Raw genomic sequence first — 18,059 nt, 5'->3', positions numbered from 1 at the left:
CTTTTTGTTGTTTTAATCAAAAGTAAACCGGTTTATATAAATATATCACGTTTTCATTTTATTGTAAAATAGTTTTAAATAAAAAACGAATCTATTCCGATTCGTTAAAGTTATTTATTTGTTCATTTGTATCGTCGCCACTTCCATTTAAATCAACGACAGGTGTTATAAATTCTGATTTTTCTTGCATCATTAAACTATACATAGATTTTACGCGAGCAAAATACTCTCGTACTTCTTGTTCAAGTTTGCTATTAAACCATTCTAAAGATGACGCAACACCTTTTACATCAAGATTTAAATTTTCTGCAATGTGTAAAGCACGATATAAATGATATTTTTGTGTGACAACAATCAGACTTTTGACTCCAAATATGTATTTAGCACGGTACATACTATCATACGTATTTAATCCATAATGATCTAAATAAATGTCTTGTGATGGCACACCTTTTTGCATCGCATATAATTTCATTGCAGATACTTCATTATAGAAGTCACTACTATGGTCACCACTCATAATGATTTTTTTTGTTTTACCTTTTTTATATAGCTCAATAGCTGTATTTAATCTGTCTTGCAAAATAGAACCGGGTTCTCCGTCTTGCAACCCTGCACCTAATACAACAATAGCATCCGCTTTAAATTCTTGTGCTGTTTGATTATCAACAATTTTTGTATTGCCTTTGTATATCACATAAATATTCATAATAACTGTTAATAAAAAAACAACCAAGATAAATCTCATTACATATTTTCTTAGTTTTTTCATCTCATGCCTACTTTTTTTCACAACAGAAAAACCATCTTGGTGTTGTTTCTGTTATATTTGATTGTCCAAAGTTTGCTGTTACGTGTATCGTATGAAATCCTGCCTCTTTTAGCCATGCTATATAACTATCTAATGGGTATGTTCTTTCTTTATGGAACTCATCAAAACGTTCATACCATTCATTATCATATATTTTTTGACAACACGTTATATCATGCTCTACACTATATGGAAACTCTCCTGGAAAGGATTGCCACAAAAAGACCGTATCTTCATCACAATATTGGTACACATAATCACGATACCCTTCTTCCATTTGCCAAGTTGAATGTACATCAAACAAATAGTATCCACCTACTTCTAATACACGATATGCTTCTTGAAAAGCTCTTTTAACAGATTTTTCATCTTTTAAATAGCAAAGCGAATCTGCAAAACAAGTAATGATACGAAATGTTCTATCCACATCAATTTGACACATATCCATTTGAAACAAAGGAATACTCGCTACTTTTTGACTAGCTAAGGCAAGCATATCTTCTGAAAGGTCACTTGCATACACATTGTACGTTTTACAAAGCAATACAGCTAAATCTCCTGTTCCACAAGCTAATTCCAATATGGTATCATTGGGTTTCCCAATAAGGTTGACATAATCAAACCATTGTTGGTACATACTTTTATCCATTAGTTTATCATAGACAGCAGCAAATTTATTATATGCCATACTTAGTTTACCCATTTAGCAATATCATATAAAGGAGCATCATGCCATAATTTTTCTAATTGATAATGCTCACGCTCACTTGGATAAAAGACATGTACAATCACATCATTTAAATCAATTAATGTCCACTTCCCTGTATCTCGTCCTTCAATATTTTTCACATCCATACCTTGTTTATGGGCTTCTTCTAAAACAGCTTGGACAATGGCGTCAACATGTTTTTCATTTTTACCTTGTGTAATTACAAAAAAATCAGCAATAGGTGTCAGTCCTCTTACGTCTAATGCTACAGTATCCTGTGCTAATTTATCATCAGTTATTAAAATTACTTTTTCTAATATTTGTTCACTTGTATATTTCAATCTTTTTTCTCCTTAAAATTTACTTATCCATGTATTATACGCTTTTATCGTATCTGGAAAAATAGATACTTTCTTTTGTGCCAAAAACATAATAGTTTGCTGTAGCTTATACACAATGGCACTATCTAAACTTTGTCTTGCTAACACACGTGCTTCTACAACACCATGAAATGTTCGTCCATCCTCAATATAATCTGCAACAAACAAAACTTTAGCAACATCACTCATGACATCATGCCCAATCGTATGGTAAAAAATAGCATCTAAAATATCTTTATCTTTTATGTGAAACTGTTCGTTAGCAATCATCGCAGCCACAGGCCCATGTAAAATTTCACTTCCGTAATCTAACATGGTCATATCTAATGCATATTTATTTAATATCACTTGATATTGTTCCATACTCCATTCTTTAGCGTAATCATGTAGTAATGCTGCATACTGACATTTCTCAACATCAACATTGTATGCGGTAGCCAATTCAATCGCTTTTTTCTCTACTCTTAAAACATGTTCGTATCGTTTTTTTGATATTTGTGTTTCTAATACCTCTAAAATGCTTTGTCTTTTTTGTTCATTCAACATGCATAAATTCCTCGTTTTCTACATATAATTTATGTTTCATAATATAGTTTTCAACAGATTCAGGCACATAGTATGTAATGGACTTTTTCATGTTCACATGTTTTCGAATCATTGTTGAGCTAATCTCAATAAGAGGTAATTTCAAAATAGAAATTGGATACGGTGTTTCTAAAGACGCACTCACTCTATTGATACCTATAAAGTGAACTTCTTGTACCAAATCGTCAATACGATACCAATTTGGTAAATCTTCAACCATATCAGCACCTATCACAAAATAAAATATAGCATTTGGATATTTTTCTTTTAACGCTTGTATTGTATTATATGTATAATTTACACCACCATTTTCAATTTCATAGGTTTCTAAATCAAAACAAGGATGATTTTGTATCGCTAAACGTACCATTTCTTGACGATGAACGCTATCAATTGTTTTTTTCTCTTTTTTATGTGGAGGTGTTGCACTTGGCATAAATAGAAATCTATCCAACGAAAAAAAATCTCTTACTTGCTCTGCCATCATCAAATGCCCCACATGAATAGGATTAAATGTTCCACCTAATATGCCTATTTTCAGTGGCTCTACTTGATTTGCCATAGTTATCCTCACTTACTTGTTATCACTTTGTAAATTAACGGTTGATGTATTTTTTCATCACCGATTGTATAGGCTTCTTTTACTTTTGACATAACATCTTCTACATGTTCTTGATTAGCGTGTATTCGAACGAGCGGTTCACCAGTCACAACTTTATCGCCTACTTTTTTCAAAACTGAAATACCTACCGCTAAATCAATTTGACTTTCTTTTGTGGCACGTCCGGCACCCAACATCATAGCTGCAACACCTAAATCATCTGCCACAATAGAGGTCACATAACCATTCTTATCTGCTACTACATCAATGTCATATAAAGCATGCGGTAATTTACTTGTATCATCAACCACGCTGGCATCTCCACCTTGAGAAGCAATAAATGTTTTGAATACTTCCAATGCTTTGCCGTTTTGTAAATTTTCTTCTAATTTTTGTCTTGCTTCTTCTAAACTAGAAGCACCATTTGCTAAATAAACCATTTGGGAGCCTAACACTAAACACAATTCGACTAAATCTTTAGGCCCGTTCCCTTTTAGCGTATTGATTGCTTCAATCACTTCATTGGCATTCCCAATCGCAACTCCTAATGGTTGACTCATATCTGAAATAACAGCCATTGTACGACGTCCAACTTGATTCCCAATGGCCACCATCTCAGTTGCAAGAGCTTGAGCATCTTCAACAGTTTTCATAAATGCTCCTGCACCAGTTTTCACATCAAGAACAATCGCATCTGCTCCAGATGCAATTTTTTTACTCATAATCGAACTTGCAATTAACGGAATAGATTGTACTGTACCTGTCACATCACGTAGAGCATACAACTTTTTATCTGCTGGTGTCAAATTACCACTTTGTCCAGCAATCGCTACTTTATTTTTATTCACTAAATCTATAAAATCTTGTTCAGACACCTCTACTTTAAAACCGGGTATCGCCTCTAATTTATCAATCGTACCACCAGTATGCCCTAACCCACGACCACTCATTTTTGCCACAGGAATACCTAAACTAGCTACTAATGGTGCTAAAACCAATGTTGTTGTATCTCCAACGCCACCTGTTGAATGCTTATCAACTTTTATTCCATGGATAGCACTTAAATCAAATTGATCTCCCGATTTTGCCATTGATAGCGTCAAAACACCTAATTCTTCGTGAGTCATCCCTTGAAACAAAATCGCCATAGCCATTGCACTCATTTGATAATCCGGAATCTCCCCTTTTGTAAACCCATCAATCATCCATTCAATTTCTTGATTTGCCAAAGCAAAACCGTCTCTTTTTTTCTCGATTAAATCAACCATTCTAAACATGATATTTTTCCTCCACACCATTTTCCGTCCCAACCAATGCGACCGATGTCATATCTAAAAATAATCCATGTTCAACAACACCTGTTAAACTATCTAACTCTTTCGCAAGTGCATATTCATCTTCAATTTTGTCTAAATGCAAGTCGATAATATAATTGCCATCGTCTGTTACAAAGACAGCATTATCTTTTTGGCGTAAAACAGGAGAGTAGCCTTTTTCTGTAAAATAGTTTAAAAGACAAGTAGAACCATATTTGACAACCTCAACGGGAAGCGGGAATTTTCCAAGTGTATCTACCACTTTAGACTTATCTACTACCCACACAATTTTTTTGGAGTGACGTGCTACTATTTTCTCAAATAATAATGCTCCACCGCCACCTTTAATACCATTCAACTGATGATTTACTTCATCAGCTCCATCAACCGTCACATCAATATATGGTACTTCATCGACACTTTTTAAAGGAATACCTAACTCTTCTGCTTGTTTTTTTGTTGCCATAGATGTCGTAACACCAATAATATTTAAACCTTTTTGAACACGCTGTCCTATTTCATCTACAAAATAATATGCTGTGGAACCTGTTCCTAACCCAACAATCATACCATCTTTTACATAATTTGCTGCTTGTCTACCCACTAATTCTTTTAAGTTCATACTAATACTCTCCCTTTTCATCATCAATACAATACTTTTCTCTTTGTTCTCTTGCCCAATTCGCATTTGTCAAATCATCTAAGCCTTCTAAAAAGACATGTTCAAGTAATCGCCATGCTTGTTCATTTGTATGATCATACTCAACAGCTAAAAGTAAATATTCTTTAGCTTTTTCATATTCTGAAAAATGCATTAAACAAAAGCCATAGGTATAATGCCACTGACTATTTCTCTTATTATCCTCACGATACTGTTCTAAAACATTTATCGCTTGTCCATACTCACCTAAGTGTATGTATGCACCTACTTTCCATTCTGCATGAACCTCTTGTTCTTCAGCTGGTAATAAGTCAATGAAATCAATAATAAATTGATAGTTTTCTTCATCACTTGCCGTCAAAATCGTTAACAAATTCTCTGGAGATGCGTGTTCTTCTTTTCCAAAAAACAGAGTATATGTAAAAATATATAAACTCCGCTCATATATCATCTCATCTACACCAAACCAAGATAAAATATATGATAATTCACTTTCTAAACTATTTTCTAAATCTAATTCAATCTGTTCATCAATCTTCTGTAAAATGGATTTTGCTAAACTAATCACTAATTTTGGGATTTGATGATGATACTTGACAACTTTTTCTAAAGCTTGAATAAACTTTTGATAGTCGTTTATAATATGGTCTTTATTTGGTACATCTGTTTTGGCAAATAATACATATTCTCGATTAAATTGTTGATTTTGTAAAAATTCTCGGGGCAATAAATCTTCGGATAAATACGACACCGTTTGTAATGTTTCAACCACTTCACTTAATTTTTCTTCATTGGGTAAATAATATTCATAAAGGACACTCAACAAGTACCATGCGTCCCCGTCTTTATCATTCAAGGCAACAGCTTGTCGTAAATATTCTTCTGCCTTTTGATATTGTTCTAAACAAATTAACGCATATCCATAACGATAATACCATGTGCCATCATTTTTCCCATCTTCTTTTATCGTTTCCAGTAAATCAATGGCTTCATAGTATCGTCTAACATTATTCAAAGCGGATACTTTCTTTCCTAAATGTTCATAAGTTGGCTCTTTTAACAAATCAATATAATGGATGATTTTATCAAACTCTTGTGCTTTATCCCACAAGGTTAACTGTTTTTTTTCAAATTCTTGCATAACTCGCCTCCTTATCTCCCTCTATTATATAGGAAATAGACTGTTTTTGAAATGATAAAATCCACTAAAAAACTATACCTACTGTTCAACTAATAAAAAAGGTTTAAAATCCCTCTCGATTTTAAACCTTTTTCATTATAAGCTAGACATACTTAATAATCGTTGTACGATTTTTTTGGCAATCTCAATTTTACTTACCTTTTCTATTTTTTCGACATGTTTATCCGCATCAATCAAATACACTTCATTATCATCAGAACCAAAACCAATTCCGGCTTTAGAAATATCATTGGCAACAATCATATCTAAATGTTTTTTGTCGATTTTTTCTGACGCATATTGTATTAAATCATGTGTTTCAGCGGCAAATCCAACAACTATTTGATGTGATTTTTTATGTGTGCCTATATATTTTAAAATATCAGGTGTACGTTTGAAGGTTATTGTTATATCTCCATCTTGCTTTTTCACTTTTTTATCGAATACTTCTATTGGCGTATAGTCGGACACTGCCGCCGCTTTTATAATAATATCTTGTTGCTCAAAACGTGACACAACCGCTTCATACATATCTTGTGTACTCACAATCGGTACAACTGTTATATTGGGGATATGTTCTAAAATAGGAACACTCGTTACTAATGTAACATTCGCACCTACTTTAGCAAACTCTCTTGCCAAAGCAATGCCCATTTTACCACTAGACGGATTGGTAATACATCTAAAAGGATCAATAAATTCTTTTGTCGGTCCCGCTGTTATTAACACATTTTTGTCAATAGACGTGAATATCTCTTCGATAATACGTTCTACTTTTGGAAATTTCCCTTTCCCAACATCTCCACAAGCTAATACTCCCGTGTCTGCTTCTAACACTGACATCCCTAATTCAGATAGTTTTTGTCGATTTTTTTTTGTGATTGGATGCTCGTACATATTTGTATTCATCGCAGGAACCACATACACTTTCGACAAAGGTGTTACAGCCAACAATAAAGAAGATGCTAAATCATCTGCGATACCATTAGCCAATTTTGCGATTATATTTGCTGTTGCTGGTGCAACAATGACTTTATCTGCCCATTTTCCTAAATCAATATGTTGAATACTACTTACATCAACCTCATCAAATGTATCTATATATACTTCATGTTTTGTTAACACCTGAAACGATAATGGTGTCACAAACTTTTGAGCATTTTTCGTCATCACAACTCTTACACGATAACGTTTTTTCATCAACTGACTAACTAAATCAAGAGATTTATACGCTGCAATACCACCTGTAACAATGATTAGAATATTCATGATAGTCTCCTTTTTCACCAAAAGTCGTGTTGGTTAAAAACCAACACGACTAACACTATTAAATTGTACAACTTTCACATGCATTACTTCCGATTTCTTCACTATTCTCTGTAAATGTACGGACATAATAAATGGATTTAATCCCTTTTTTCCATGCATAATTACGTAAAATATTTAAATCTCTTGTTGTCATTTTACTTGTACGACCTTTTTTCCATTCATACATTCCTTCTGGAATATCTGAACGCATAAATAAGGTTAAGCTCATACCTTGATCAATATGTTTTTGTGCCGCAGCATACACATCAATGACTTTTCTCATATCAATATCATACGCCGATTTATAAAATGGTAATGTATCATTTGATAAATAAGGTGCTGGATAATATGTTTTACCTGTTTTTTTCTCTTGACGTTCTTCAATTAAACGTGTAATTGGATGTAAACTTGCAGATGTTTCATTTACATAACTAATAGAACCGGTTGGAGCAATCGCTAAACGATTTTGATGATACAATCCACCTTCATGGATATCTGCTTTTAATTGTTCCCAATCCTGTGCAGTTGGCACGTGAATATTTTCAAATAAAGCAGCTACTTTATCAAATTGGAATGTGTAATCTTCTTTTGTATACACATCAAAATACTCACCAGTGTAATATTTTGACTTTTCAAATCCATCAAAACTGATGCCACGTTCTTTTGCAATTTTATGACTGGCTAACAATGTATAGTAATTCAATAACATGAAATAAACGTCTGTAAATTCAACTGACTCTGGGCTACCATATTCCATTTTATTTAATGCAAATAAAGTGTGTAATCCCATACCACCTAAACCAATTGTATGTGCTTTGGCATTTCCATTTTGTACTGTTGGAACGGCAACAATATTTGATGCATCTGTAACAAATGTTAACGCACGTACCATAGCTTCCACTGATTTACCAAAATCTGGTGATTGCATCAAATTCGGAATATTTGTTGACCCTAAATTACAACTAATATCTGTTCCTAAAACTTCAAATTCTTGAGCATCATTGATAACAGAATGACGTTGAACTTGTAAAATCTCTGAACATAGATTACTCATAATAATTTTACCATCAATCGGATTAGAACGATTAGCTGTGTCAATATTAACAATATATGGATAACCTGATTCTTGTTGAAGTTTACTAATCTCATTTTCTAATTCACGTGCTTGAATTTTTGATTTTTTAATATTTGGATTATTGACTAAATTATCATATTCTTTTGTAATATCCACATAAGAGAATGGAACACCATACTCACGTTCAACATCATAAGGACTAAATAAATACATTGTACTATCTTTAGCTGCTAATTCATAAAACTTATCAGGAACAACAAGACCTAAAGACAATGTTTTCACACGAATTTTTTCATCTGCATTCTCTTTTTTTGTAGATAAGAAAGATACAATATCTGGATGGAAAACATTTAAATAAACAGCTCCCGCACCATTTCTTTGTCCTAATTGATTAGAATAGCTAAAACTATCTTCTAATAGTTTCATAACAGGAACAATACCACTTGATGCATTCTCAATTTTTTTAATTGGATCTCCTGCCGCACGTATATTACTTAAAGAAACTCCAACACCACCACCAATACGTGATAACTGTAAAGCACTATTGATAGCACGTCCAATACTATTCATATCATCTGTCACTTGAATTAAAAAGCATGATACTAACTCTCCACGTCTTTTACGTCCTGCATTCAAAAATGTTGGTGTTGCTGGTTGATAACGTTGATGAATCATTTCTGAAGCTAATTGTGTCGCCAAAGCTTCATCTCCATTTGCTAAATACAACGCACAAAAAACAATACGATCTTCATAACGTTCTAAGTAACGTTTTCCATCATTCGTCTTTAATGCATATTGTGTATAAAACTTAAAGGCAGACATAAATGATTTAAAACGGAATTTTTTAGCGTATGTAATAGACATCAATTCTTTCACAAATTGACGGTCATATTTTTCCAAAAATTCACGTTCTAAATAATCATTATCCATTAAATAATCTAATTTTTCGTCCAATGTATAAAAGAATACTGTATTTGGATTAACATGCTCTAGGAAATAAGCTCTTGCTGCTTCTTTATCTTTGTGCATTGGAATTTTACCGTCTACTGGACGATTTAATTCATTATTCAGTTTGAAGTACGTTACTTCTTGCATTTTTGATACAACTTTAGGATTCTCCAAGTTCTCTCACCTTTTCCTTAAAATATTCCACATCATAATTTGATCCTTGAAACTCAAACATATGTAATATCGGCACTTGATATTGTTCTGCCAAATCTTTTGCTGTAAAACAAAATAGTGTATTGAAGTTACGGTTTCCACCACCTGCAATACCTTTCAAATACGCTTGATTATTTCCTGTTTCAATAAAATCATTTAAAATACTCGTTGCTTCAATTTCATACGTTGGTGCAACGACAACATAAGGTTCATAAATTTCTTGAAAAGCATTACTCATTGTAATTTCTAAACTATCCATTTCAAGCTTTTTTACAAATTTTCTTGTTTGTCCTGTCATAGACATATATACAACTTTCATATCCTCACCACCTTAGTTGTTCACTTTGAACATTATAGCAATACCAACCCACCTTTGCAAGACAAAAACACTATATATTGTGCCAGAATCTCCTAAACACTCAATATAGTGTATTGCTTTTTCATAAAAACATTGATACAACAAGTTTTCAAACCGTTTTATTTTCAAAATTTCCCGAACAAACAACATAAGAAAAGAATTATCAAAACAATACCTATAACAAAACAAATATAACGTTTTTTATAAAAATATTTTTGTGAAACCTCTTTAACATTCACACCTGTTACTTTGTGTAAAGAATCATTGTATACTAACTCCGACACATCTGTCTGATGTGGAAGAAAGGTAAACTGTACGGTTTTAACAGGGAGAATAACTATATCCTGAAACAAAATACTCAAGACAATACAAAATAACCATATCACTAAAAATATCAATGGATGTTGATAAAAATAGTCTATTTCTAATCTTACTTCTTTTTTTGTATCAATCTTCTCAACAGTAAGATAATCTCCATTTTTTTGTTGAAAGGTACCACAACGATACCCATTTTGATAAACTCTTGCTCTAGCTCCTTTGCAAGTAGAAAAAGATTGTAAATGAATAATCATTTTTACCCTCCCATATTCATAAAAAACGAGGAGGCTAACCCTCTCGTTTAATCATCTAATCCTTTAGGCTTCCCTAAAATTTCTGTGTAAATCAACGCTTTTTGTAAGGGTGTTAAAGCTTTCTTTTTCACAGGTTTTGGTATAGACACCTCCGTGTGAGAAAGAACTTCCCACTCTCTATCTGTATAAACTTCTCCATCATCAACTTCCATACTCATCGGTGTTGTCAATTCTGTTTCATATGATTCTTCATCTTCAACATCCTCTTGTAAAATAGTTTGATTTGATTGATGAACAACGTCTTTTGTTTTTTGAAATTCTTCATTTAACTCACGATATGTTTTTTTGAGTTGATTGGTAATTTTATGTGTTACTTCCCAGTCTTGACGTTTTACATGTCTACCTCTTTTTTTCTTATCTGGGGAAGTAAGAGAACCTAAAATCATAGCACCTACTAGGAGCAAGAAAAAATTAAGCATATTCATCACTCCTATTCATGAATAATATCGGCTGTTTTATCTCCTTTGTCGCCTGCAATAGTTTGACGCATCTGTGTATCAGCAATGACATTATTCATTTTATAGTAATCCATGACACCTAATTTACCTGTTCTGAGTGCTTCAGCAAGTGCCTGCGGTACAAGAGATTCTGCTTCGACTACTTTCGCTTTCATACGTTGCACTTCTGCTAACATTTCTTGTTCTTGTGCAATCGCTAAAGAACGACGCTCCTCTGCTTTTGCTTGAGCAATTTTTTTATCGGCTTCAGCTTGTTCTGCTTGTAATTTCGCTCCTATATTTCTACCTACATCAACATCGGCTATATCAATGGATAAGATTTCAAAAGCTGTTCCTGAATCAAGCCCTTTTCTTAAAATCGTTTGTGAAATAGAATCTGGATTTTCCAAAACAATAGAATGATGTGCCGCACTACCAACAGTCGTGACAATACCTTCTCCAACGCGTGCGATAATGGTTTCTTCTCCCGCACCTCCGACTAAACGCTCAATATTTGCACGAACAGTCACTTTTGCTTTCGCTCTAACTTCAATCCCATTCATTGCAACCCCTGCAATAACAGGTGTTTCAATGACTTTCGGATTTACACTTACTTGAACAGCTTCAAACACATTACGACCTGCTAAATCAATCGCTGCTGCTTGTTCAAATTCTAAATCAATATTCGCACGTTGTGCTGCAATCAATGCGTCAATAACCATATTGACATCCCCACCTGCTAAATAATGAGCCTCTAATTTATCAATACTAATATTTAAACCTGCTTTTGTTGCTTTAATCATCGGTTGAATAATACGATGTGGTGCTACTCGTCTTAAACGCATTCCTACAAGTGTCATCACGCTCACTTTAACACCTGAAAAATGTGCTGTTACCCATAACCCTAATGGCACAAATGTTAAGAAAATAGATAGTGCCACAACAAATACAGCAACAATAATAATCAATGGTAAAAATTGTTCAATTTCCATATATATACCTCCTTATTTTAATCTTACAAATACTTTATTACCTTCTACTTTGTATACTACAACTGTTTTCGATGCATCAATCATCTCTCCAGTTGATAACACCTCCACTTCTTCTCCATCAAACATTGCTCTACCAACTGGTCTTAAACTTGTTGTTGTCTTTCCAATTTGGTGCAAATAGCGTTGATAATCATCTTGATACGATTTAAATCCACCTGAATCAGATAGTCGATCAACTAAAACAAGTCCTCTACCCAATCTTGTTTTATAACCTATTTTAATCAGTAACATTGCCAATACAACGGTTATCAATAAAGCAATAGAAAAATTAAGCAGCGTTCGCATTGGAGAGGCACTAGACATAAACAATCCCATTCCTGTCATAATTGTTCCTGTAACACCAATGATACCAAAACTCGGCACAATAAATTCTAATGCAATTAAAGATAATCCAAATAATAACAAAATGAGATATACCCACTGACCTGTACCTAAAAGTGTAAAATAGGTCAAAAAAGATACAATCGTCATCAATCCACCAAAGAGAGCATATCTACTAAAAATAATGATTAAAATTCCTATAAATCCACTCGTTAAAAGCAAAATATCCATTATCTTCCCTCCTCTTCTTATTTATGTTATCATTATAGTTAATGTAGAGAACTAAAAACACAGTCTTTAGTCCTATATTATGTTATACTAAAGAAAATTATTACATTTATTGGAGGAAAACGAATGGTTTCAGCTTTAGTTGTTTTTGCAAGTTTAACAGGGAGTACAGAAGAGTGTGCAGATATTGTAGCAGAATCTCTTGAAGCATTAGGTGCTCAAGTAGATGTTGTAGAGTGTTCTCAAGCAAGCGCAAGCGACTTCCAAAAATATGATTTATGTCTTGTTGGTTCTTACACTTATGGTGACGGTGAATTACCAGATGAAATCGTTGATTTGTATGAAGAATTAGCCGAAGAAGATTTATCCGGAAAAGTCTTTGGTGTCTTTGGTTCTGGGGATACTTATTATGATCATTATTGCCAAGCTGTTATCTTATTTGAAGAACAATTCGGTAAAACAGGTGCTTTAAAAGGTGCTGAAAGTGTAAAAATAGAGTTAAATGCCGAAGAAGATGATATTGAAAACTTAAAAAACTTATCAAAACAACTTATCACTTCTTTTGAAAACAAATAGTTAGGAGTAAAATATGGCATTAGAAAATTTTGATATATTGTTAGAAAAATATGCACATTTATTGATTAAAAAAGGAATAAATGTACAAAAAGGACATACTGTTCGTTTAACAGTTGATGTAGAACAAGCACATTTTGCTCGTTTATTAGTCAAAACAGCTTATGAATATGGTGCAAGTGAAGTATCTGTTCAATGGGTTGATGATATTGTTTCTAAAGAAACACTTATTCACTTGCCTGAAAGTGATTTAACAACGATTCCGGATTATGTGAAACAAGAATCTACTCACTTTTTAAATAAAAAAGCAAGTAGATTAGTCATTCGTTCATCTGCACCTAATGCTTTTGAAGGTGTCGATACATTACGTATTGCTAAACGTCAAGAAGCATTAAATATTGCATTAAACGAACAACGTATTGCTACACAATCAAATAAAATTAGTTGGACATTAGGTGCTGCCTCTAGTCCTGCATGGGCAAAAATGATTTTCCCTCATTTAGAAACAGAAGAAGAGCAAGTAGATGCTCTATGGGATGCTATTTTTAAAATGAATCGAATTTATGACGAAGATCCAATTAGCTCTTGGACAAAACACGAAGCATTATTAAATGAAAAAGCTGCAATATTAAACAAAGAACAATTTGATGCTTTGCACTACACAGCTCCTGGAACAGATTTAACACTTGGCTTACCAAAACATCACATTTGGGAATCTGCTGGTAGTACAAATGCACAAGGTGAAGTTTTCATTGCAAATATGCCAACAGAAGAAATTTTTACAGCTCCAGACTACCGCCGTGCTGACGGTTATGTTTCTAGTACAAAACCGTTAAGCTATGCAGGTGTTGTTATTGAAGGTATGAAATTCACATTTAAAGACGGTCAAATCACAGATGTTACTGCTGAAAAAGGTGAAGATACTATCAAACAACTAATTGAACAACAAGGTGCACGTAGTTTAGGCGAAGTTGCACTTGTTGCACATAAAACACCTATCTCTATGTCTGGTTTAACATTCTTCAACACATTATTCGATGAAAATGCATCAAATCATCTTGCTATTGGTTCTGCCTATCCTTCAAGTCTAGAAGGCGGTGTTCAAATGACACAAGCTGAATTAAAAGAAGCAGGCTTAAATATTTCAACAACACACGTTGATTTCATGATTGGATCTGAATATATGGATATTGACGGTATTCGTGAAGACGGTAGCCGTGTTCCAATTTTCAGAAATGGAGAATGGGCAATCTAATCAGTCTTTTTAGAGTAGAAAAGAATGCTTTTCTACTCTTTTTTCTCATCATTTTTTAAGTAGATAAAAAAATTTTTTGTTGTAAAATAAAGCTAACATTACTTTTATTAGGAGAATACTATGACACTAGATATGATACTAGGTGCTATTGCTGGATTGTGCTTATTTTTATATGGCATGAAAATGATGGCAGATGGGTTACAAAAAGTTGCAGGAAATAAATTAAAAGGTATTATTCAATCACTGACACGAAATCGTTTCATGGCTGTCTTAGTCGGAGCTTTTGTGACAATGGTCATTCAAAGCTCCTCTGCTACATCAGTCATGGTTGTAGGGTTCGTAAACGCTGGTTTAATGACTCTACAACAAGCTGTCGGTATCATCTTTGGTGCAAATATTGGAACAACTATTACAGCCCAATTAGTAACGTTAAACTTATCAAAATGGGCACCTCTTGTTATTGGTGCTGGAATGCTGTTAGGAGCTACAGCTAAAAGAAGTATTATCAAAGACTCTTCCAGTATTTTAGTTGGTTTTGGGATGTTATTTATTGGAATGACAATGTTATCATCGACATTAGAGCCATTAAAACACTCACCTGTGTTTAAAGAGTTAATTGTGAATTATGGTGATAATGCCATTTTAGGTATTGGTCTTGGTTTTTTAATGACACTAGCCTTACAAAGTTCAGCAGCAACCATTGGTATTTTAATTGCATTAGCATCTAATGGTGTTGTTCCTTTTATTACAGCATTATATATTATTTTTGGAGATAATATTGGAACTTGTACAACTGCCCTTATTAGCTCATTAAGTACATCACGAAAAGGAAAACGTGTTGCTATTATTCATTTATGTTTTAATATTATTGGAACAATTTACTTTGTGTTATTCTTAACTGGTTTATTATCGAGTATCGTAGAACCTCTCGATCCAGGTAATGTACCTAGACAAATTGCCAATGCACATTCATTATTTAATATTATTAATGTCATTGTTCTATTCCCATTTGCTAACTATCTCGTAAAATTATCTTACTGGATTCTACCAGTTACCGAAGAAGAAAAAGAACAAGAAGAAGCACATAACTACACTTATCTAGACAATTATTTATTACAAACACCTGCTATTGCATTAAATAATGTATTATACGAATTTGTTTTAATGTCATTAAAAGCGGAAAAAACAATGACACATGCTATCAAGGCAATCAAAGAAAATGACAAAAAAGCTATTCAAAAAGCTTTGCGTTATGAAAAAGAAGTAAACTTGTATGAAAAAGAAATCATTTCATATCTTGTTGAATTATCCAAACAAAATAATGTATCTGATAAAGATTTATCAAAAATTGACTACTTATTTTCTGCTGTTCATGATGTTGAACGCGTATCTGACCATGCCGAGAACATTGCTGAATACGCAGATGAGTTATTAGATAAAGGCTTACATTTAGGAGAAGATGTCTCAAAAGAACTTGATTATGTCTATACTATTGTTTTAGAAGGTTTCAGATGTTCCATAGATGCTGTCTCAACTGCAAGCACAAAAAGTATTGAACGCATCATTGCCATTGAACGTGAAGTCGATCAATTAAAAGTCGATATTCGTGACAAACATATTCGCCGTATGAACAAAGGGACATCAACTGCCGAATCCGGTATCTTCGTTATGGATTTATTAAGTAATCTAGAACGTATTTCTGACCATTGCCGCAATATTGCAGAAACTGTAGAAAAGGTCGGCACAAAACTCGTTAATTAAAACAAAAAAGCTGAGAAAATCAACAAGGATTTCCTCAGCTTTTTATTATATCTAGTTATAAAAATGTCAGTATTCTAGAGAAATTCTTGTTATCAGCACATCGGGTATAACTACAAAAAGACATTTATTTGTCGTCATAAACATTCTCACTCTAAGAAAATATTAAACACTTTTCACTCATCTAGGTATATACGATAGCTTGGGTTATCACGATGACATACGAACAACTGTACGTCCTGTATGTTGTCCATTTTTTATCTCTTCTATCACGGATAAACTATTTTCTAAAGACACTTCTTGAACACGAAGTGACGGAAGGACATACCATTCATTTGAAAGTTTTTCCCAAACATATTGTCTTTTTTTCATAGAACATTGAACAGAATCTATACCAACAACGGCTATACCTCTTAAAATAAACGGTAATACATTGGTCTTAATATGGACACCTCCCGCATTCCCACACAAAGCAAGGCATCCATTATAATAGACCTGTGGAAACAGCTGGCTAAGTACATCTCCCCCTACTGTATCAATTACAAAATGAAACTGTTCTCTAGCTAATTTTTTATGACCTATATCAATATTTTCCGGATACAACACATTTGCTGCACCTAATTCTTTTACAACAGATTCTTGATAAGATTTGCGTACCAATGCTGTTATGTGCTTAAATCCCATTTTAGATAAAATACTTAAAGCAATGCTTCCTACCCCACCACTTGCTCCTGTGACAAGAATATTCGGTTGATTAGTTACCGATAAACCATTTCTTTCAAGTGCTGCTACACATAAAGCCGCTGTTAATCCAGCTGTTCCATATACCATGATGTCTTCCAAAGATAAATTTTGAGGGAGATGCAACAACCATTTAGCCGGAACACGCACATATTCAGAAAGACCTCCTGTATGTGTCATACCTATATCAAATCCTGTTGCAAAAACTTTATCTCCAACTACAAATTCCGCTGATTCTGATTTTACAACAATTCCACTAAAATCAATTCCTGGAATCATTGGATAGTGCCTAATAACACCACCATTCGTTTGACATGCTAGCATATCTTTGTAATTTAGCGAGCTATATGCCACTTTAATTTCTACTTCTCCATTTGATAATGCATCTTGTGTCATTTGTTTTACACTTGCTACAACCCCATTTTCTGTTTGCTCAACTTGAATTGCTTTAAAACTTGTCATCTTCTATCTCCTTTCAAGTATACCAATATATCAACATTGAGTTAAAGGCATGCTGATAAGTATACTTACCGTCTTTATATTGATAATATTGTAACAGTATATCTTTAATGTCGTCAAATATAGATGTAGTACATTCTAATAATCTCATTTTGGCTCTACAATAAAGGCTCTATAATAAATCGTGTTGATAGATTGCTTCCATCAACACGATTTTGTATATAAAAGGGCTCTTCGTCAAATTGTGTTGGTGGAGAGAAATAGTGAGTATGTTGGTAGTGAATGGCATTAACCATTCACTACCTTTTTCACATTCTTTTTCTGCCATTGGGAATGGTGTTGTATGATTAAAATACGTAATCTAAAATAGGAAAAACGTCTATAGCCATAGGCAATCCGTTTGATGACTTTAATATGATTGTTGATAGCTTCTGTGATACCGTTTGAATAAGGTGTGG

At 33.4% G+C, this 18,059-nt stretch carries 20 protein-coding genes; 3 read left to right on the top strand and 17 right to left on the bottom strand.

The genetic code is table 11. The features are described 5' to 3' along the window. Positions 1-91: 91 nt before the first annotated feature. The 15 genes from GMA11_RS07265 to GMA11_RS07195 all read right to left on the bottom strand — a co-directional run bounded on the left by GMA11_RS07265 (position 92) and on the right by GMA11_RS07195 (position 12,818). Positions 92-772, bottom strand: a complete 681-nt coding sequence (locus tag GMA11_RS07265; RefSeq protein ID WP_163546503.1) for a vancomycin high temperature exclusion protein — start codon at positions 770-772, stop codon at positions 92-94. A gap of 7 nt (positions 773-779) precedes the next feature. Next, complete coding sequence (locus GMA11_RS07260; protein WP_163546502.1) at positions 780-1,499, bottom strand: class I SAM-dependent methyltransferase; 720 nt, start codon at positions 1,497-1,499, stop codon at positions 780-782. A gap of 2 nt (positions 1,500-1,501) precedes the next feature. Continuing rightward, positions 1,502-1,861, bottom strand: a complete 360-nt coding sequence (gene rsfS / locus GMA11_RS07255) for a ribosome silencing factor (RefSeq protein WP_163546501.1) — start codon at positions 1,859-1,861, stop codon at positions 1,502-1,504. Between the two features lie 12 nt (positions 1,862-1,873). Next, positions 1,874-2,446 carry a bis(5'-nucleosyl)-tetraphosphatase (symmetrical) YqeK gene (gene yqeK, locus GMA11_RS07250; protein ID WP_163546500.1) on the bottom strand — a complete coding sequence of 191 codons (573 nt, stop codon included), beginning with the start codon at positions 2,444-2,446 and terminating at the stop codon, positions 1,874-1,876. Beyond that, entirely contained in the window at positions 2,436-3,047 is a 612-nt protein-coding gene (locus GMA11_RS07245) for a nicotinate-nucleotide adenylyltransferase (RefSeq protein ID WP_163546499.1), read from the bottom strand. The genes yqeK and GMA11_RS07245 overlap by 11 nt, the downstream gene beginning before the upstream one ends. A gap of 8 nt (positions 3,048-3,055) precedes the next feature. Then, positions 3,056-4,363 (bottom strand): pyrimidine-nucleoside phosphorylase, encoded by a 1,308-nt coding sequence (locus GMA11_RS07240; protein ID WP_205422914.1) that lies wholly within the window; start codon positions 4,361-4,363, stop codon positions 3,056-3,058. Further along, positions 4,356-5,024 (bottom strand): ribose-5-phosphate isomerase RpiA, encoded by a 669-nt coding sequence (gene rpiA / locus GMA11_RS07235; RefSeq protein WP_163546498.1) that lies wholly within the window; start codon positions 5,022-5,024, stop codon positions 4,356-4,358. Before rpiA ends, GMA11_RS07240 begins: the two co-directional genes overlap by 8 nt. A 1-nt stretch (position 5,025) precedes the next feature. Further along, positions 5,026-6,204 carry a tetratricopeptide repeat protein gene (locus GMA11_RS07230; protein WP_163546497.1) on the bottom strand — a complete coding sequence of 393 codons (1,179 nt, stop codon included), beginning with the start codon at positions 6,202-6,204 and terminating at the stop codon, positions 5,026-5,028. A gap of 135 nt (positions 6,205-6,339) precedes the next feature. Further along, a complete protein-coding gene (coaBC, locus tag GMA11_RS07225; protein WP_163546496.1) occupies positions 6,340-7,512 on the bottom strand; it encodes a bifunctional phosphopantothenoylcysteine decarboxylase/phosphopantothenate--cysteine ligase CoaBC in 1,173 nt (390 codons plus the stop codon). Between the two features lie 58 nt (positions 7,513-7,570). After that, positions 7,571-9,721 carry a class 1b ribonucleoside-diphosphate reductase subunit alpha gene (gene nrdE, locus GMA11_RS07220; protein ID WP_163546518.1) on the bottom strand — a complete coding sequence of 717 codons (2,151 nt, stop codon included), beginning with the start codon at positions 9,719-9,721 and terminating at the stop codon, positions 7,571-7,573. A gap of 13 nt (positions 9,722-9,734) precedes the next feature. Then, positions 9,735-10,106, bottom strand: coding sequence for a class Ib ribonucleoside-diphosphate reductase assembly flavoprotein NrdI (gene nrdI / locus GMA11_RS07215; RefSeq protein ID WP_163546495.1), 372 nt, complete (start codon positions 10,104-10,106; stop codon positions 9,735-9,737). Between the two features lie 164 nt (positions 10,107-10,270). After that, on the bottom strand, positions 10,271-10,717 hold the full coding sequence (locus GMA11_RS07210) for a hypothetical protein (protein WP_163546494.1): 447 nt from the start codon (positions 10,715-10,717) through the stop codon (positions 10,271-10,273). Between the two features lie 47 nt (positions 10,718-10,764). Further along, complete coding sequence (locus tag GMA11_RS07205; RefSeq protein WP_163546493.1) at positions 10,765-11,196, bottom strand: hypothetical protein; 432 nt, start codon at positions 11,194-11,196, stop codon at positions 10,765-10,767. 11 nt (positions 11,197-11,207) lie between these two features. Then, positions 11,208-12,206: a flotillin-like protein FloA gene (floA, locus tag GMA11_RS07200; protein ID WP_163546492.1), complete on the bottom strand. Its 999-nt coding sequence runs from the start codon at positions 12,204-12,206 to the stop codon at positions 11,208-11,210. Between the two features lie 12 nt (positions 12,207-12,218). Beyond that, on the bottom strand, positions 12,219-12,818 hold the full coding sequence (locus GMA11_RS07195) for an NfeD family protein (RefSeq protein WP_163546491.1): 600 nt from the start codon (positions 12,816-12,818) through the stop codon (positions 12,219-12,221). A 123-nt stretch (positions 12,819-12,941) separates the two neighbouring features. Between GMA11_RS07195 and GMA11_RS07190 the strand changes: the two genes are divergently transcribed. The 3 genes from GMA11_RS07190 (at position 12,942) to GMA11_RS07180 (ending at position 16,404) form a co-directional block, all read left to right on the top strand. Then, positions 12,942-13,391: a flavodoxin gene (locus GMA11_RS07190; protein WP_163546490.1), complete on the top strand. Its 450-nt coding sequence runs from the start codon at positions 12,942-12,944 to the stop codon at positions 13,389-13,391. Positions 13,392-13,404: 13 nt separating this feature from the next. Continuing rightward, positions 13,405-14,643 (top strand): aminopeptidase, encoded by a 1,239-nt coding sequence (locus GMA11_RS07185; protein WP_163546489.1) that lies wholly within the window; start codon positions 13,405-13,407, stop codon positions 14,641-14,643. Between the two features lie 120 nt (positions 14,644-14,763). After that, the gene (locus tag GMA11_RS07180; protein WP_163546488.1) at positions 14,764-16,404 is read left to right on the top strand and encodes a Na/Pi cotransporter family protein; all 1,641 of its coding nucleotides are present in this window, start codon (positions 14,764-14,766) and stop codon (positions 16,402-16,404) included. Positions 16,405-16,611: 207 nt separating this feature from the next. On the opposite strand, the gene GMA11_RS07175 is transcribed toward GMA11_RS07180, so the two are convergent. Together GMA11_RS07175 and GMA11_RS07170 are read right to left on the bottom strand one after the other, a co-directional pair. After that, a complete protein-coding gene (locus GMA11_RS07175) occupies positions 16,612-17,604 on the bottom strand; it encodes a YhdH/YhfP family quinone oxidoreductase (protein WP_163546487.1) in 993 nt (330 codons plus the stop codon). Positions 17,605-17,889: 285 nt separating this feature from the next. Continuing rightward, positions 17,890-18,059 (bottom strand): transposase (locus GMA11_RS07170; protein ID WP_163546486.1); only part of this gene is annotated, 170 nt, incomplete at its 5' end.

This window comes from Granulicatella sp. zg-ZJ, assembly GCF_010892355.1.
Taxonomy (GTDB): Bacteria; Bacillota; Bacilli; order Lactobacillales; family Aerococcaceae; genus WM01.
Note: the sequence above shows the minus strand (reverse complement) of the source record. Positions and strands in the feature narration are given on the sequence as shown.

What these genes read in the sequence shown, in the direction of transcription:
- coaBC (WP_163546496.1), bottom strand. Translation starts at nt 7,512, where the DNA reads ATGAATATTCTAATCATTGTTACAGGTGGTATTGCAGCGTATAAATCT.
- rpiA (WP_163546498.1), bottom strand. Translation starts at nt 5,024, where the DNA reads ATGAACTTAAAAGAATTAGTGGGTAGACAAGCAGCAAATTATGTAAAA.
- GMA11_RS07175 (WP_163546487.1), bottom strand. Translation starts at nt 17,604, where the DNA reads ATGACAAGTTTTAAAGCAATTCAAGTTGAGCAAACAGAAAATGGGGTT.
- yqeK (WP_163546500.1), bottom strand. Translation starts at nt 2,446, where the DNA reads ATGTTGAATGAACAAAAAAGACAAAGCATTTTAGAGGTATTAGAAACA.
- GMA11_RS07195 (WP_163546491.1), bottom strand. Translation starts at nt 12,818, where the DNA reads ATGGATATTTTGCTTTTAACGAGTGGATTTATAGGAATTTTAATCATT.
- GMA11_RS07245 (WP_163546499.1), bottom strand. Translation starts at nt 3,047, where the DNA reads ATGGCAAATCAAGTAGAGCCACTGAAAATAGGCATATTAGGTGGAACA.
- nrdI (WP_163546495.1), bottom strand. Translation starts at nt 10,106, where the DNA reads ATGAAAGTTGTATATATGTCTATGACAGGACAAACAAGAAAATTTGTA.
- GMA11_RS07205 (WP_163546493.1), bottom strand. Translation starts at nt 11,196, where the DNA reads ATGCTTAATTTTTTCTTGCTCCTAGTAGGTGCTATGATTTTAGGTTCT.
- GMA11_RS07260 (WP_163546502.1), bottom strand. Translation starts at nt 1,499, where the DNA reads ATGGCATATAATAAATTTGCTGCTGTCTATGATAAACTAATGGATAAA.
- GMA11_RS07210 (WP_163546494.1), bottom strand. Translation starts at nt 10,717, where the DNA reads ATGATTATTCATTTACAATCTTTTTCTACTTGCAAAGGAGCTAGAGCA.
- GMA11_RS07265 (WP_163546503.1), bottom strand. Translation starts at nt 772, where the DNA reads ATGAAAAAACTAAGAAAATATGTAATGAGATTTATCTTGGTTGTTTTT.
- GMA11_RS07240 (WP_205422914.1), bottom strand. Translation starts at nt 4,363, where the DNA reads ATGTTTAGAATGGTTGATTTAATCGAGAAAAAAAGAGACGGTTTTGCT.
- GMA11_RS07180 (WP_163546488.1), top strand. Translation starts at nt 14,764, where the DNA reads ATGACACTAGATATGATACTAGGTGCTATTGCTGGATTGTGCTTATTT.
- GMA11_RS07230 (WP_163546497.1), bottom strand. Translation starts at nt 6,204, where the DNA reads ATGCAAGAATTTGAAAAAAAACAGTTAACCTTGTGGGATAAAGCACAA.
- nrdE (WP_163546518.1), bottom strand. Translation starts at nt 9,721, where the DNA reads ATGCAAGAAGTAACGTACTTCAAACTGAATAATGAATTAAATCGTCCA.
- GMA11_RS07190 (WP_163546490.1), top strand. Translation starts at nt 12,942, where the DNA reads ATGGTTTCAGCTTTAGTTGTTTTTGCAAGTTTAACAGGGAGTACAGAA.
- floA (WP_163546492.1), bottom strand. Translation starts at nt 12,206, where the DNA reads ATGGAAATTGAACAATTTTTACCATTGATTATTATTGTTGCTGTATTT.
- GMA11_RS07185 (WP_163546489.1), top strand. Translation starts at nt 13,405, where the DNA reads ATGGCATTAGAAAATTTTGATATATTGTTAGAAAAATATGCACATTTA.